The organism is Streptococcus sp. AS14, assembly GCF_000286495.1.
Classification (GTDB): Bacteria; Bacillota; Bacilli; order Lactobacillales; family Streptococcaceae; genus Streptococcus; species Streptococcus sanguinis_P.
This window is the reverse complement of sequence record NZ_ALKI01000002.1, coordinates 1-15,271: the sequence shown is the minus strand read 5'-3', so window position 1 is coordinate 15,271 and position 15,271 is coordinate 1. Positions and strand designations below refer to the sequence as shown.

The following is a 15,271-nucleotide window of genomic DNA, read 5'->3' as shown; positions in this document are numbered from 1 at the left end:
AGAAATCAAATGAAAATTGCAATTGGATGTGACCATATCGTTACCAATGAAAAAATGGCAGTCTCAGATTTTCTAAAATCAAAAGGCTATGAAGTTCTTGATTTTGGTACTTATGACCATACACGAACACACTATCCAATCTTTGGTAAAAAAGTAGGGGAGGCAGTCGTTAGTGGACAAGCTGATCTTGGTGTTTGTATCTGTGGTACAGGAGTCGGTATCAACAACGCTGTAAATAAGGTGCCTGGTGTTCGTTCTGCCTTGGTTCGTGACATGACTTCAGCTCTCTATGCTAAGGAAGAACTCAACGCGAATGTTATTGGTTTTGGTGGAAAAATTACTGGTGAGCTCCTCATGTGTGATATCATTGAAGCTTTCATCCATGCAGAATACAAGCCAACTGAAGAAAATAAAAAATTGATCGCAAAAATTGAGCACGTTGAGACTCACAATGCTCATCAAACAGATGCCAACTTCTTTACAGAATTTCTTGAAAAATGGGATCGTGGAGAGTACCACGATTAGTGAGGTAGCTAGATGATTCTTACAGTGACCATGAATCCTTCTATCGATATTTCCTATCCCTTAGAAGAATTGAAAATTGATACTGTTAATCGTGTTTCAGAAGTCAGTAAAACAGCAGGCGGAAAGGGTCTTAACGTAACCAGGGTCTTGGCGGAAATTGGAGACAATGTCGCTGCGACGGGACTGATTGGTGGGACTAATGGTGAATTTCTCTTGCGGAATCTTCATCAAGCTGTACAGCCGTTGTTTTATAATATTTCAGGAGACACGAGAAATTGCATTGCTATCTTACACGAAGGTAAACAAACAGAAATCTTGGAAGCAGGTCCGACTATTACAGCGGATGAGGCAAATGGTTTTTTACATCATTTTAAATCATTAATGGAATCAGCTGAGGTAGTTAGTATCTCGGGAAGTCTACCAACCGGTTTACCTGTTGAATATTATATTCAATTGGTTGAAATTGCTAACCAAGCTGGCAATAAGGTGGTGCTGGATTGCTCTGGGGCAGCTCTGGAAGCTGTGCTCAAATCAGATGTCAAACCAACTGCCATCAAACCTAATAATGAGGAACTTTCTCAGTTATTGGGTCGCGAAGTTTCAAAAGATTTGGATGAATTAAAAGCTGTCCTTTCAGAACCGCTCTTTGATGGAATCGAGTGGATCATCGTATCACTCGGTGCAGATGGCGCATTTGCCAAACACTGGGACACTTTCTATAAAGTGGATATTCCTAAAATCCAAGTGGTCAATCCAGTTGGCTCTGGGGACTCAACTGTTGCAGGGATCTCTTCAGCCTTGAGTCATCAAGAAGATGATGTCTCTCTGCTCAAAAAAGCAAATGTTCTGGGCATGCTCAATGCCCAAGAAAAAATGACTGGTCATGTCAACGTTGAAAACTACGACGGCCTATACAATCAAATCACAGTAAAAGAGGTATAAAGAATGGTATTAACAGAACAAAAACGCAAGTATATGGAAAAACTTTCTGATGAGAATGGCATCATTTCTGCTTTGGCGTTTGACCAACGTGGTGCTTTGAAACGCCTCATGGCTCAACACCAAGAAGCAGAACCAACAGTAGCTAAAATGGAAGAACTGAAAGTTTTGGTCGCAGAAGAGCTGACTCCTTACGCTTCGTCTATGCTGCTGGATCCTGAGTATGGACTGCCTGCTACGAAAGCTTTGGACAAGAATGCTGGCTTGCTATTGGCCTATGAAAAGACAGGCTATGATACTTCAAGCACCAAGCGCCTGCCAGACTGTCTGGATGTTTGGTCTGCAAAACGCATCAAAGAACAAGGTGCGGATGCGGTGAAATTCCTTCTTTACTATGATGTAGACAGCTCTGAAGAACTCAACCAGCAAAAGCAGGCTTATATCGAGCGTGTGGGTTCAGAGTGTGTGGCAGAAGATATTCCTTTCTTCCTTGAAATCTTGGCTTACGATGAAAAGATTGCGGATGCTTCCAGCGCTGAGTATGCTAAAGTCAAGCCTCACAAGGTTATCGGAGCTATGAAGGTCTTCTCTGATCCACGTTTCAACATTGATGTCTTGAAAGTGGAAGTTCCTGTCAATGTTAAATACGTTGAAGGCTTTGGCGATGGTGAAGTGGTTCATACTAAAGAACAAGCGGCTGCCTTCTTCAAGGAACAAGATGAGGCAACGAACTTGCCATACATCTACTTGAGTGCGGGTGTATCAGCTAAACTTTTCCAAGAAACACTTGTGTTTGCTCATGAGTCAGGTGCTAACTTCAACGGCGTTCTTTGCGGACGTGCGACTTGGGCTGGTAGCGTTAAAGACTACATTGAGCAAGGCGAAGAAGCAGCTCGCAAGTGGCTTCGTACAACAGGATTTGAAAATATTGATGAACTCAACAAGGTTCTTCAAAAAACAGCTACTTCTTGGAAAGAAAGAGCCTAAAATTTGTTAAAAAATAAATAAAGTAAGGGTTTACATTCTGAGACTGATATGCTATAATGAAATCAGAAATTGAATAGGGTGAGCGTTACTAAGTTAGATTAGGCGTGACCGCAAATAAATTGAGGGAAGATAGTAGCCTCGGTTTGTTTGTGGTCTTTTTGTTTTGCCAGAACCCTAGAAAATGAAGAGGAGGAGATATGTATCGAATCATACATCCTATGAACAACAATGTTGCTCTAGCCAAACATGAAAATGGTGAAGAGGTTGTTCTGATTGGCAGTGGCATAGCTTTTAATAAAAAGAAGGGTGATATCGTTCTGGAAAGTAAGATTGAGAAAATCTTTCGCCTAAGAACGGAAGAGTCTAAAGAAAACTTTGTGGCCTTGCTCAAAGATGTTCCACTAGACTTTATCACAGTGACTTATGATGTGATTGACACCCTTTCTAAGAAGTATGATTACCCTGTCCAGGACTATATCTATGTCACGCTGACGGATCACATCTACTGTTCTTATCAGGCTGTGCAGCAGGGGAGGTACAAGGAGAGTGATCTGCCGGATGCTTCGGACAAATACCCTGTCCCTTATCAGATTGCTCAGGAAGCAGTAGCGATATACCGCGAGCGGTTGTTGGATCATTTCCCTAGCGACGAGGTCAATCGCATTGCCTATCACTTTATCAATGCTGAAGGGGAGACCAATCCTGAGGGGCAAAGTCACTTGGGCAAGCGAAAAGATATTCTGGCTGCTGTTGAGGCAGAGCTGAAGAAAAATGGCATTAAAAGAAGTGCAGAAAACAGCAACTTTTATGACCGTTTTATGATTCACCTGAACTACTTTTTGGACTATCTGGACAGAAGCCGTGATGACAATGTTTCCCTGCTCGAAATGGAAAGTCAGATCCAAATGACCTACCCTCAAGCCTATCAGGTCGGAAGTGATATTTACCACATCATTGCCCAGAAGACGGGAACTGATCTCTACCGCAGCGAACGGGTTTACCTGGTGCTGCATATTCAACGTCTTTTATAATAAAAAATAATAAAATTTCACATAAGAATACAAGGAGGAACTCTCATGAATAGAGAAGAAGTAACATTGCTCGGTTTTGAAATTGTGGCCTACGCTGGTGACGCTCGCTCCAAGCTCCTGGAAGCATTGAAAGCCGCAGAGGCTGGGGATTTTGCTAAGGCAGATGCCTTGGTAGAAGAAGCCAATGGTTGCATCGCTGAAGCTCACCATGCTCAGACCAGTCTCTTGACAAAAGAAGCGGCTGGTGAGGACTTGGCTTACAGTGTGACCATGATGCACGGCCAAGACCACCTAATGACTACCATTTTGCTAAAAGACATGATGCATCATCTGATTGAACTATACAAAAGAGGAGTAAAATAATGAACAAACTCATCGGACTTATTGAGAAAGGGAAGCCTTTCTTTGAGAAGATTTCTCGGAATATCTATCTCCGTGCTATTCGGGATGGTTTTATCGCTGGTATGCCAGTCATCCTCTTCTCATCTATTTTTATCTTGATCGCCTATGTGCCAAATGCTTGGGGTTTCCACTGGTCGAAGGACATTGAAACTTTCCTAATGACTCCTTATAGCTATTCGATGGGGATTCTGGCTTTCTTTGTGGGTGGGACCACTGCTAAGGCGCTGACAGACTCTGTCAATCGCGACCTGCCTGCGACAAATCAGATTAACTTCTTGTCTACTATGCTGGCTTCTATGGTCGGCTTCCTCCTCATGGCAGCTGAGCCTGCCAAGGAAGGTGGCTTCCTGACTGCCTTCATGGGAACCAAAGGTCTTTTGACAGCTTTCATTGCAGCCTTTGTTACGGTTAATGTCTACAAGGTTTGTGTAAAAAATAATGTCACCATTCGCATGCCAGAAGAAGTTCCACCAAATATTTCGCAAGTATTTAAAGACTTGATTCCATTCACTGTTTCAGTCGTTCTACTCTACGGTTTGGAACTGCTTGTTAAAGCAAGTCTAGGAGTAACCGTTGCTGAATCCATCGGAACACTTCTTGCTCCACTCTTCTCAGCGGCAGATGGCTATCTGGGAATCACGCTTATCTTTGGTGCTTATGCTTTCTTCTGGTTCGTGGGAATTCACGGTCCGTCTATCGTTGAGCCTGCCATTGCTGCCATTACTTATGCCAATATCGATGCCAACTTGGCTCTAGTTCAAGCTGGTCAGCATGCGGATAAGGTCATCACTTCTGGTACTCAAATGTTCATCGTTACCATGGGTGGTACTGGTGCGACCTTGATTGTTCCATTCCTCTTCATGTGGATCTGTAAGTCCGAGCGTAACCGTGCAATTGGACGGGCATCTGTTGTTCCAACTTTCTTCGGTGTCAATGAGCCAATTCTCTTTGGTGCTCCAATCGTACTGAATCCGATTTTCTTTATTCCATTTATCTTTGCTCCTATCGCAAACGTATGGATTTTCAAATTCTTTGTTGATACTTTGAACATGAACTCCTTCTCAGCCAACCTTCCTTGGGTGACACCTGGACCTCTGGGAATTGTGCTGGGGACCAACTTCCAGCTTCTGTCCTTTGTTCTTGCAGCCCTTCTTGTCGTAGTGGATGTGGTTATTTACTATCCATTTGTCAAGGTTTATGACGAACAAATCCTAGAAGAAGAACGTTCTGGCAAAGCTAACGATGCTCTTAAAGAAAAAGTAGCAGCTAACTTTAACACTGCTAAAGCGGATGCTATCCTTGAAAAAGCAGGAGTGGATGAAGAAGCTCCAGCGCAAAACAATATTAGCGAAGAAACCAATGTTCTGGTGCTCTGTGCAGGCGGTGGGACTAGCGGATTGCTGGCTAACGCTTTGAATAAAGCAGCAGCTGAATACAATGTTCCTGTTAAAGCAGCAGCGGGTGGCTACGGTGCTCACCGTGAAATGCTGCCTGAGTTTGACCTAGTTATCCTGGCTCCTCAAGTTGCCTCCAACTTTGAAGATATGAAGGCCGAAACTGATAAATTGGGTATCAAGCTGGCTAAGACTGAAGGTGCCCAATACATCAAACTAACCCGTGATGGTAAAGGAGCACTGGCCTTCGTTCAGGAGCAATTCAACAACTAATTTGTTAGTTCATTTGAGGTGAAGCAAAGTTCAATTCCCCTGTTATTCACCTATTTACTTACTTGTTTCACCTCAAAGGCTATTGAAAGGAAAATAAGATGACAAAAAGCTTACCTAAAGATTTTATTTTCGGTGGTGCAACAGCAGCCTATCAAGCTGAGGGAGCAACCCACACAGATGGAAAAGGACCAGTTGCCTGGGATAAATATCTAGAGGATAACTACTGGTACACGGCAGAACCTGCCAGTGACTTTTACCACAAATACCCAGTGGATCTGAAATTGGCTGAAGAGTATGGTGTCAATGGTATCCGAATCTCCATTGCTTGGTCACGGATTTTTCCGACAGGCTATGGCGAGGTCAATCCAAAAGGTGTGGAATTTTACCATAATCTTTTCGCAGAATGCCACAAACGCCATGTAGAACCTTTTGTGACCCTTCACCACTTTGATACGCCAGAGGCTCTTCATTCAAATGGCGATTTCCTCAATCGGGAAAATATTGAGCACTTTGTGGACTATGCGGCTTTCTGTTTTGAAGAATTTCCAGAAGTTCGCTATTGGACAACTTTCAACGAAATTGGTCCTATTGGTGATGGTCAGTACTTAGTTGGAAAATTCCCTCCGGGTATCCAGTATGACTTGGCCAAGGTTTTCCAATCCCATCACAACATGATGGTCTCCCATGCTCGTGCCGTTAAGCTTTATAAGGACAAGGGTTACAAGGGTGAAATTGGTGTCGTACATGCACTTCCGACAAAATATCCTTACGATCCAGAAAATCCAGCAGATGTCAGAGCAGCAGAGTTGGAAGATATTATTCATAACAAGTTTATCCTAGATGCGACTTATCTGGGACACTATTCAGATGTAACTCTGGCAGGAGTGAATCATATCCTTAAGGTCAATGGTGGTCAGCTGGATCTACGAGATGAAGACTTTGCGGCTTTAGAAGCAGCTAAAGACCTCAATGACTTCCTCGGTATCAACTACTATATGAGTGACTGGATGCGCGACTTTGACGGTGAAACAGAAATTATCCATAACGGAAAAGGCGAAAAGGGAAGCTCCAAGTACCAGATTAAGGGTGTAGGGCGCAGAGAATCTCCAACCTATATACCAAAAACTGATTGGGATTGGATTATCTATCCGCAAGGTCTCTATGACCAGATCATGCGGATTAAGAAAGATTATCCAAACTACAAGAAGATTTATATCACAGAAAATGGTCTGGGTTATAAAGATGAATTTGTGGACAATACGGTTTACGACGATGCTCGGATTGACTACGTCAAGCAGCATCTGGAAGTTTTATCCGATGCGATTGCGGACGGGGCTAATGTCAAGGGCTACTTTATCTGGTCTCTGATGGATGTCTTTTCTTGGTCTAACGGTTATGAAAAACGCTACGGCTTATTCTACGTAGACTTCGAAACGCAGGAACGCTATCCTAAGAAATCCGCTCACTGGTATAAGAAACTAGCTGAAACACAAATGATTGAATAGAAAAGCAAAACTCCCTCCTTAGCTGAATGGAATCGGCTAGGACGGGAGTTTTTTTATTCTTCATCATCTGTAAATTCTAGGATGTCTCCGGGCTGGCAATCAAGGGCCTGACAGATAGCATTGAGGGTGCTAAAGCGGATAGCCTTAGCCTTGCCCGTTTTGAGGATGGAAAGGTTGGCGTTGGTAATACCGATGATATCGGCCAGTTCACCTAGTTTCATCTTTTTCTTGGCCAGCTGGACATCAAGATTAACGATAATCATGATAGCAGCCTCCTAGATGGTAAATTCATTTTCTTCAGCTATATCAATCCCCTTTTCCAGAATTTTCATCATCAGCCAAATAATCAGAGCACCCAAGAGAGGTGAAAAGCTCATACTGGCGTTAAAAGAGAAGGGGAGGGCGATGGGATTGCCTGATGCAGCAACCTTAACGGAAAGAAAGGTCAGAGCCAGAAAGACTTTCCATGCCCTATCAGCTAGTTGCGTGTTTGATGAATCAAAAATCTTTCCACCAATCAAATTTTTGATGAAATTACGAGCAAGATAGATGAGATAAATAGTCAAAGAAGCTGTGAGAAGATTTATAACAAAGGTTAGAATACTCCACAAATTTGAAAAATCAACTGAGGGCAGAAATTGAACATTGAGCTTTATTCCCAACCTGTCGGAAAGACCGGTGTAAGAAATCACACTTAGGATAGTAAGAAACACTAGAATAGCAGCATAACCCACTATGATAAGATTCAGTAGAGTAACGATATCTTTGAGTAAAGAATTATTTTTTAATTCAATCTTTTTCATGATGCTTACCTCTATCGAAAATCAGCCGGCAGTAGATTTTCTTTTCCTTTTATTCTTATTATAATCTATTTTTTATTGTATTTCAAGAAAAATATATCGAAAAACGATAATTTTTATAAAGGCAAAAAGATATCCTATAGAGACTTTGGTATCGATGAAAATTTTGATACAATATGTATTGAATATTAAAGTAACGAAGGAGATAGTAATGAATCCTATGATTACGATTGTGGTGCTTGGGCTTCTCTGGCTAATTATTGTTTTTCCACTCTATCTTCACTATCGAAAAGAAATTTCTATTAGAAGTAAATCTACATCTTTAATATCAGGCAAAGTAGTAGGATATAACAGTACTATCTATAGTCGCCGTAGTAAGCCACCTCAGGTAGCCTTGCCTCTTGTAGAATATACTCTCTGTGGAAAACAATATCGAAAAAGTCTTAAGTATAAACAGTTTATCCCTGCCTCTTCAGGAAAAATCCAAAAAGATGTCTTTTCAAGTGATTATGTTTACGGATCGGATAGGAGTCTAGACTTGAAAAAAATATTTCCCGTCGGCTCAGGTATGACTGTCTATTATAATCCTAAGAATCCAGAAGAGGCATATGTTGAGCTCTGCATCAGCAATGAAAAGTATTTTAAATATTTGTTTATCGGATTTTCTATTTTCTTTCTCATTCTGATTGGAATTAATCTTTTCCGTATATTTTTGTAGTTTGAAAAGTCTGTTTTTGGATATTGAGGGATATAACATTGATCTTTTTCAAAATCTGTTGAATCCAAATAGACTAAAAAAGAGGATTGAACTCCTCTTTTTGGTTTCTTTATTTAAATTTAAAGCCTTCATAGACCAGATCTGCTTTAGGATTGGTCTTTTTAAATTCGTTGGCTAGCTTCTCCATCATCTTGACAGGGCCGCACATGAAGACGGTGGTTTGGTTATCCAGAGGATAATTCTTGAAGTCTAAATAGCCGGAGACCTTGCTATCGACCAAATGAAGATCAAACTGCGGATTCTTGGCTGCGTAGTCTTTGAGTAGGTCTAGGTAGACTGCATTTTCAGCTCCAGTGTAAGCATAGTAGAAGCTGACTGGACGATTCAGATTAGGATTTTCTCGGATATAGGAGATGAAGGGCGTAATGCCAATCCCACCAGCAATCCAGATTTGTTTTTCCTGCCCTTGGTCCAGAATCATGTGACCATAAGCTCGGTCAATGGTGACCTTGGTTCCCTCTTGGATCTTGTCATAAAGTTTCTTAGTGTGATCGCCAGAGTTCTTGATAGTAAAGTAGACGATATTGTCATGGCCGCCAGAGATAGAGAAAGGATGTGGCGCTTGTTCAAATCCTTCTTGGAAAATCTTGACGAAGGCAAACTGACCGTACTGATAGTCTAGCTTTTGACTGAGTTGGATTTTCAACTCCACGGTATCGTGGTTCAGTCGTTTGACCTGCAGAATTTTCCCCAGATGTCGAAAGGCCAAACTTTGATAGAGGAAGATGATATAAAAGCCAGAAGCTAAACCGATGATAGCGTAGAATCCGACTACGAAGCCTAGCAAGGTCGGTGTCAGGAGTCGACCGCCCATCAGCATATAAGCGTGAAAGAGACCAAAGATATAGGCCAGATACACAAAGCGGTGAATCCAGCGCCAAGCCTCATATTTGATGTGCTTGCCAAGATAGGCCACCAGAACAATACTGACAAAGAGATAGATGCCGACATTTCCAAGCTGGGCTGCCAGATGAGAGCCCCAGAGACTGCCACCCATGGCAACATTGTGGAGAGCAAGCAGAACGACGGAAAAGATAGCTGTAAACTTATGATAGGCGTACATCTTTTCGATGCCATGGAACCATTTTTCCAATAGGGCGTTCCGAGTCGCAAGTAAAAAGGTCAGCGAGAGGGTAGTCAAGGCTAGACCAGGTACGATAAAGTTGGTCATCCCAGCTGAAGCCCAAGCATAGATAGTCAGGATTATGCTGACGGCGATAAGGGCGATTCCTTTGATAGATTTCATGATGGTTTCCTTTCTGATTTTTATTACTACTTAGTTGTAAATAGGTTTGTTACATTCTAACAAAGAAAAAACAAGCTGTCAAGATAAGAGCTTGTTTCTTTTTTGGTATGGATAGGACAAGTCTTCTGTTGGATAAGATAAAGAGGACTTTTACGATTTTACTCGTGAACTTCTGTAGCAGTCTCTTCCACTTTGTCAGTCTCAGACTGGCCAAAAGGCAACTGCTTGCTCCAGCGTGATAGGTTTTCTCGGATATCTTTGCCAATTTCAGAAAGATTAGGTATGCTAATGTCGTCCTTCCAGCTTTGAACACGCATATTCAGCAGGAGCTTGGACAAGCGCAGCAGCATGTCACGTTCTTGGTCTGTTAGGGATTGAGCATTTTTCAGGATATCGAGGACTTTGTTAAAGTTTTCAACATTGGACAGTTCGTCGACAGACTGGATACCAGCATCCAAAATCAGTCCGAAAAAGAGGTCGAAAAAGTCTTTAAGTTCTTCATCTGAAACGGTACTTACCCAATTTTTAAACGTTTTGTCTATCTGCAGGCTCTCTGCATCTAGTGTATCCAGCAATAGGAAAGAGTCTCCCTTGATTTTCCACGAAAAGGTATCGTGCTGGGCAAAGCCGCCGATGGCACTGCTTTTGACAATCCTTGCTTCCTTGGGTGTTTCCAGCATCATGCCGACGATAGAGTTCTGAGGAAGGTAGCGTTTCATCCTTTCAACCACAGCCTGGTAGCCATCGCTTTCGATGACAGAGTGATTGAGACCGGGAGAGTCATAGCTGTAGATGGCTTCAATACGGTCTTGGAGCGATGCTTCCATCTGACTGGCTGCATAAGAAGCTAGGTTTCCCCCTTTGGAATGGCCAGTTAGGATAAAGTTACCGGGCAGGTTTTCTAAGGCGTTTTGCAGATAGCGGGCGGCCATTTTCTGAGCAGGGATTTGAGCCATATAGGTCATGTGGAAGTCTTCCTTCCAGCCGACAATGGAGTCGTCTGTGCCGCGAAAGACCAGGACATAGGTATCAGGCTTGACTTTGAAAATCAAGGCAGAGAATTGCTTCTGGATATCTTGGTCAACGTCATTGACATAGCCCATCAGTTTTAGATTTTTAAAGCGGGTAGAGGCTGCGGCCAAATCCAGCAGTTTTAGTCGGTTTTTGCTGACCATCATGGAGAGGTCACGCGGTACTTGATCGGCCAAATCCAGCAGCCGGCAGTCGCAGTAGGGGGACATGTCTTCATGCACTAGTTGGTCAAAAGGCAAGTAGGTCATCTCTGTTAGAATTAGCAAATCCAGTTCATTGAAAGGTTTATCATAAATGCTGTCATGCTGGACTTCTTCAAGGTAAGTAAAAATATTGCTCATGTTTTATCTCCAATTTCTACTAGTTAGTATAGCATATTTTTCTGATAGAATTTCTTTTTTCCAGAAAAATCCTACCTTAGACTGAGGATGATAAACAAGCAGTCGCATTTTTTGGTATAATGTTACTAGCAAGCAATCGGGAGGGAAAGATGCACAAGATTTTACTAGTAGAAGATGATCCAGTCATTCGTCAGATGATTAAGAAAATGCTGGAACAATGGGGCTTTCAGGTAGTGGCAGTCGAGGACTTTATGGATGTGCTGACTGTCTTTGTCCGAGAGGAGCCGCATTTGGTACTGATGGATATCGGCCTGCCCTTGTTTAACGGCTATCACTGGTGTCAGGAAATCCGCAAGATTTCAACGGTGCCTATCATGTTTCTGTCTTCCCGTGATCAGTCCATGGACATTGTCATGGCTATCAATATGGGGGCAGATGACTATGTGACCAAGCCTTTTGACAACAATGTCTTTCTGGCTAAAGTTCAGGGCTTGCTGCGCCGTTCCTATGAATTTGGAAATGACCAAAGTCTCTTGGAGCACCAAGGTGTCATTCTCAATCTCAAGTCAACAGATCTGGTCTTTGATGGGAAAGTGGTGACCTTGACAAAGAACGAATTTCAGATTTTACGGGTTCTCTTCGAGCATTCTGATGGTATCGTGGCGCGTGATGACCTGATGAAGGAACTCTGGAACAGTGACTTTTTCATTGATGACAATACCCTATCGGTCAATGTCGCTCGCCTGCGTAAGAAGCTTGAAGAGCACGGACTGAAAAACTTCATCGAAACCAAAAAAGGAATAGGATACGGTCTCATCAATGGACACACAGGATAAATTTTTCTTTCTTAAGTCTTACCTTTATTCGCGTCGATTTTTTCTAGCTCTGTTGATTCTGCTGCTAGGCTTTATTCTGATCTTTGCCTTTGTCTTTGATGCTTACCGCAGTCTGCTAGAATATGTCGCGCTCTTGCTGTCTTTTCTGTCTTTCTTGTTTATCGGAGCAGATGCTTGGACGTCCTATAAGGCTTATCGCAGCCAGAAGCTGCAGGTCTCTGCTCAGGCTCAGACTCCTCTAGAAAAGCTCTTGCAGGAAAGGGTGGAGGAGCTGGAGTACGAACAGAAGAATCAGCTCTTGGTTGAGCAGGAGAAATACAATGATTTGCTGGACTACTATACTCTGTGGGTTCATCAAGTCAAGACACCCATTGCTGCCAGCTCACTCTTAATTGGAGATTTGAAGGATAAGGAAGCCAAGTCTCAGCTAGAGCAGGAGCTCTTTAAGATCGAGTCCTACGTTCATCTGGTGCTTCAGTACCTCCGTCTGGAAAGCTTCCATGATGATCTAGTTCTGAAGCAGGAAAATCTGGCTGATTTGGTCAGGGAAGTAGTTAAGAAATATGCCCTTTTCTTTATTCAGCAAGGACTCAGTCTCAATCTTCATGATCTAGACCACACGATTGTCACTGATAAAAAGTGGTTTCTAGTGATTTTGGAGCAGGTCCTGTCCAATAGTCTTAAATACACCAAAGAAGGCAGCATAGAGATTTATTTTCATGAGGGCAGCCTCTACATCAAGGACACGGGTCTGGGGATTCAAAATGCTGATTTGCTGCGGGTTTTTGAGCGCGGTTTCTCAGGTTACAACGGTCGTTTGACCCAGCAGTCCTCAGGCTTAGGTCTTTATCTGTCCAAGAAAATTGCTGATCAGCTAGGACACAAGATTGCTATAGACTCTCAAGTTGGTCAGGGAACGACGGTTTCCATCGCCTTTCCTGAGAAGAAATTGATCTTTGAATAGGAGGAAGAAAAATGCTAGTAGTGGTTTATGATAGTCTGACTGGTTTGGGTAAAAAGTTTGCTAATAGTTTGGGACTGCCTAGCCAGTCAGTCTGGAAAAAGCTGGAGGGACCCTGTATTTTAGTCAGTAGAAATAGCGGAGCAGGGCAGATTCCGTGGACGACCAAGCGCTTCATCAGAAAGTACAGACATCTAATCAAAGGCTTTGTCATAAATGGTAATCAGAAGCGTTATCCGCGGACCTTTTGCGGGGCAACGGATAAGATAGTGGAGCAATATGGTCTCCGCCATATTCGTAATATAGAGGGCTCTGGAACGGAAGCAGACCGACAAGCGGTCAAAGGCTTTTTAGAACAGTTGCAGGCTGAAGAGAGTTTTCATGAAATCCATTAGGTTTTGAGCTATTTTAGGTAGATTCTTTGCATGATTTTTAAAAGTGACAAAATTGTAAGAATAAAACTAGCAAATGAAAGGTTAGGTTATGGTACTGACCTTTCTTTTTTATTATCATAGAGACAAGAAATAAGAAGGAGACAGAAAAATGAAATCAAAAGGTTTGAATGCTTTTCAGTTGAAGCTCTTCATGGCATTTCTTATGGTTTTTGACCATATCAGCCAGATACCGGGGCTGGTGCCGGACGGATGGGATGGCGTTTTGCATGCCCTAACCCGCTGTGTCGGAGCAGCATTTGCCTTCATGGCAGTGGAAGGTTTTCTCCACACTCGCAACCGTCTGGCTTACAATATGCGGCTCTTCTTTTGGGCAGCCCTGATGCAGACAGGAAACTGTATCCTGACGCTCCTCTTTCAGGAAAAGGGCATCTACCTCACTCACAATATCTTCCTGACCTTGGCCTGCGGGGTCCTCATGCTGAGTCTTTTCTTTGGTTTTTCTGAAAATGGCGGAGCTGCTAAGGATAGGAAGCATGGTTTGCGGATAGCGGCAGGAGTATTAGTCTTGCTGGCGGGGCTTCTCTTTAGCGAAGGCGGCATGGCTCTGCTTCCTTTCATGATCTTGACCTACCTTTTTAGAAATCAAGTCTTTTTCAGAAACTTGTCCTATGTAGTTTGGGCGGGAGTTCTCTTTGCCATGAGTATTCAAATTTATCCAACCTTGCAGGACACGCTATCGATGTTGCTCTATAATTCAGACTGGCTCTTTATCAGTGTTCTTCCTCTCTTGCACTTCTACAATGGTGAGCGAGGATCCAGCAGCAAGTGGAGCAAATATTTCTTCTATATTTTCTATCCAGCCCACCTTTGGCTAATTGCTTTGATTGCCTTTTGGGTAAAATAAAGCCCATCTCATCTTACAAAAGTGTAAGATTGCACTTTAAAATGTAAGCTTAGGTTATGGCTGGGCGGTTGGTATTGAGATAAAATAGACTTATCAATTAGGAGGCAGTTCATAAATACTGCTAAAAGCAGGGCTTTGATAGGTGCCTGCTAGACAGAAAGGAAGCAAGATGACATTATTAGACGTACAGCACGTGAAAAAGATTTATAAAACCCGCTTTCAGGGCAGTCAAGTAGAGGCACTGAAGGACATTCACTTTACAGTAGAAAAAGGCGAATATGTCGCCATCATGGGTGAGTCAGGCTCCGGGAAATCCACCCTGCTCAACATCCTAGCCATGCTGGACAAGCCAACAGAGGGCCGCGTCTTTCTCAATGGAACTGATACAGCAACCATCAAAAATAGTCAGGCTTCCAGCTTCCGCCGAGAGAAATTAGGCTTTGTCTTTCAGGACTTCAACCTATTGGACACCCTGTCGGTCAAGGATAATATTCTTCTGCCGCTAGTCCTCTCTCGTCGTCCCATTACCGAGATGATGCAAAAGCTGGTTACAACCTGCAATGAGCTGGAGATTAACAAGCTGCAAGAGAAGTTTCCTTATGAGATTTCCGGTGGCCAGAAGCAGCGGGTAGCAGTGGCTCGAGCCATCATCACAGATCCTGAGATTCTGCTGGCAGACGAGCCGACAGGAGCCTTGGATTCCAAGTCTTCGGCAGCGTTGTTGGATGTCTTTGACGATATCAATGCACGAGGTCAAACTATTCTCATGGTAACCCACTCAACGGCAGCGGCTAGCCGCGCCAAGCGGGTGCTCTTTATCAAGGATGGGATTCTCTACAACCAAATCTTCCGTGGTGACAAGACCGAGCGGCAGATGTTCCAAGAGATTTCCGATACTCTGACAGTTATGGCAAGTGAGGTG

17 protein-coding genes are annotated in these 15,271 nt (G+C 43.0%); 13 read left to right on the top strand and 4 right to left on the bottom strand.

Annotated elements, in window-relative coordinates:
* Positions 1 to 9 precede the first annotated feature (9 nt).
* The 7 genes from lacB to lacG all read left to right on the top strand — a co-directional run bounded on the left by lacB (position 10) and on the right by lacG (position 7,056).
* Positions 10 to 525, top strand: a complete 516-nt coding sequence (lacB, locus tag HMPREF1150_RS10440) for a galactose-6-phosphate isomerase subunit LacB (RefSeq protein ID WP_002894723.1) — start codon at positions 10 to 12, stop codon at positions 523 to 525.
* 12 nt (positions 526 to 537) lie between these two features.
* The gene (locus HMPREF1150_RS10445; protein ID WP_009659090.1) at positions 538 to 1,467 is read left to right on the top strand and encodes a tagatose-6-phosphate kinase; all 930 of its coding nucleotides are present in this window, start codon (positions 538 to 540) and stop codon (positions 1,465 to 1,467) included.
* A 3-nt stretch (positions 1,468 to 1,470) separates the two neighbouring features.
* A complete protein-coding gene (gene lacD / locus HMPREF1150_RS10450) occupies positions 1,471 to 2,451 on the top strand; it encodes a tagatose-bisphosphate aldolase (RefSeq protein ID WP_009659158.1) in 981 nt (326 codons plus the stop codon).
* Positions 2,452 to 2,648: 197 nt separating this feature from the next.
* Positions 2,649 to 3,482 carry a PRD domain-containing protein gene (locus tag HMPREF1150_RS10455; protein WP_009659123.1) on the top strand — a complete coding sequence of 278 codons (834 nt, stop codon included), beginning with the start codon at positions 2,649 to 2,651 and terminating at the stop codon, positions 3,480 to 3,482.
* 45 nt (positions 3,483 to 3,527) lie between these two features.
* Positions 3,528 to 3,845, top strand: a complete 318-nt coding sequence (locus HMPREF1150_RS10460; protein WP_002894735.1) for a PTS lactose/cellobiose transporter subunit IIA — start codon at positions 3,528 to 3,530, stop codon at positions 3,843 to 3,845.
* Entirely contained in the window at positions 3,845 to 5,551 is a 1,707-nt protein-coding gene (locus HMPREF1150_RS10465; RefSeq protein ID WP_002905954.1) for a lactose-specific PTS transporter subunit EIIC, read from the top strand. Before HMPREF1150_RS10460 ends, HMPREF1150_RS10465 begins: the two co-directional genes overlap by 1 nt.
* Before the next feature lie 98 nt (positions 5,552 to 5,649).
* Positions 5,650 to 7,056: a 6-phospho-beta-galactosidase gene (gene lacG / locus HMPREF1150_RS10470; RefSeq protein WP_009659146.1), complete on the top strand. Its 1,407-nt coding sequence runs from the start codon at positions 5,650 to 5,652 to the stop codon at positions 7,054 to 7,056.
* Between the two features lie 53 nt (positions 7,057 to 7,109).
* Here the strand turns inward: lacG and HMPREF1150_RS10475 are convergent, their stop codons facing one another.
* Together HMPREF1150_RS10475 and HMPREF1150_RS10480 are read right to left on the bottom strand one after the other, a co-directional pair.
* Positions 7,110 to 7,319, bottom strand: a complete 210-nt coding sequence (locus tag HMPREF1150_RS10475; protein ID WP_002894739.1) for a helix-turn-helix transcriptional regulator — start codon at positions 7,317 to 7,319, stop codon at positions 7,110 to 7,112.
* A 12-nt stretch (positions 7,320 to 7,331) separates the two neighbouring features.
* Entirely contained in the window at positions 7,332 to 7,859 is a 528-nt protein-coding gene (locus HMPREF1150_RS10480; RefSeq protein ID WP_009659099.1) for a DUF2975 domain-containing protein, read from the bottom strand.
* A 208-nt stretch (positions 7,860 to 8,067) separates the two neighbouring features.
* Between HMPREF1150_RS10480 and HMPREF1150_RS12185 the strand changes: the two genes are divergently transcribed.
* Complete coding sequence (locus HMPREF1150_RS12185; RefSeq protein WP_009659135.1) at positions 8,068 to 8,574, top strand: DUF3592 domain-containing protein; 507 nt, start codon at positions 8,068 to 8,070, stop codon at positions 8,572 to 8,574.
* A gap of 109 nt (positions 8,575 to 8,683) precedes the next feature.
* Here the strand turns inward: HMPREF1150_RS12185 and HMPREF1150_RS10490 are convergent, their stop codons facing one another.
* Positions 8,684 to 9,880, bottom strand: coding sequence for a ferric reductase-like transmembrane domain-containing protein (locus HMPREF1150_RS10490; RefSeq protein ID WP_009659101.1), 1,197 nt, complete (start codon positions 9,878 to 9,880; stop codon positions 8,684 to 8,686).
* 158 nt (positions 9,881 to 10,038) lie between these two features.
* On the bottom strand, positions 10,039 to 11,253 hold the full coding sequence (locus HMPREF1150_RS10495; RefSeq protein ID WP_009659149.1) for a DUF2974 domain-containing protein: 1,215 nt from the start codon (positions 11,251 to 11,253) through the stop codon (positions 10,039 to 10,041).
* 149 nt (positions 11,254 to 11,402) lie between these two features.
* On the opposite strand from HMPREF1150_RS10495, the gene HMPREF1150_RS10500 reads away from it, so the two are divergent.
* From HMPREF1150_RS10500 to HMPREF1150_RS10520, 5 genes are all read left to right on the top strand, one after another.
* Complete coding sequence (locus HMPREF1150_RS10500; protein WP_009659088.1) at positions 11,403 to 12,089, top strand: response regulator transcription factor; 687 nt, start codon at positions 11,403 to 11,405, stop codon at positions 12,087 to 12,089.
* Complete coding sequence (locus tag HMPREF1150_RS10505) at positions 12,073 to 13,053, top strand: sensor histidine kinase (protein WP_009659133.1); 981 nt, start codon at positions 12,073 to 12,075, stop codon at positions 13,051 to 13,053. The genes HMPREF1150_RS10500 and HMPREF1150_RS10505 overlap by 17 nt, the downstream gene beginning before the upstream one ends.
* An 11-nt stretch (positions 13,054 to 13,064) precedes the next feature.
* Positions 13,065 to 13,445: a class Ib ribonucleoside-diphosphate reductase assembly flavoprotein NrdI gene (locus tag HMPREF1150_RS10510; protein WP_009659074.1), complete on the top strand. Its 381-nt coding sequence runs from the start codon at positions 13,065 to 13,067 to the stop codon at positions 13,443 to 13,445.
* Between the two features lie 148 nt (positions 13,446 to 13,593).
* Positions 13,594 to 14,349 (top strand): TraX family protein, encoded by a 756-nt coding sequence (locus HMPREF1150_RS10515; RefSeq protein ID WP_009659127.1) that lies wholly within the window; start codon positions 13,594 to 13,596, stop codon positions 14,347 to 14,349.
* Between the two features lie 169 nt (positions 14,350 to 14,518).
* Positions 14,519 to 15,271: ABC transporter ATP-binding protein (locus HMPREF1150_RS10520; protein WP_009659162.1), on the top strand; the 753-nt coding region annotated here is incomplete at its 3' end.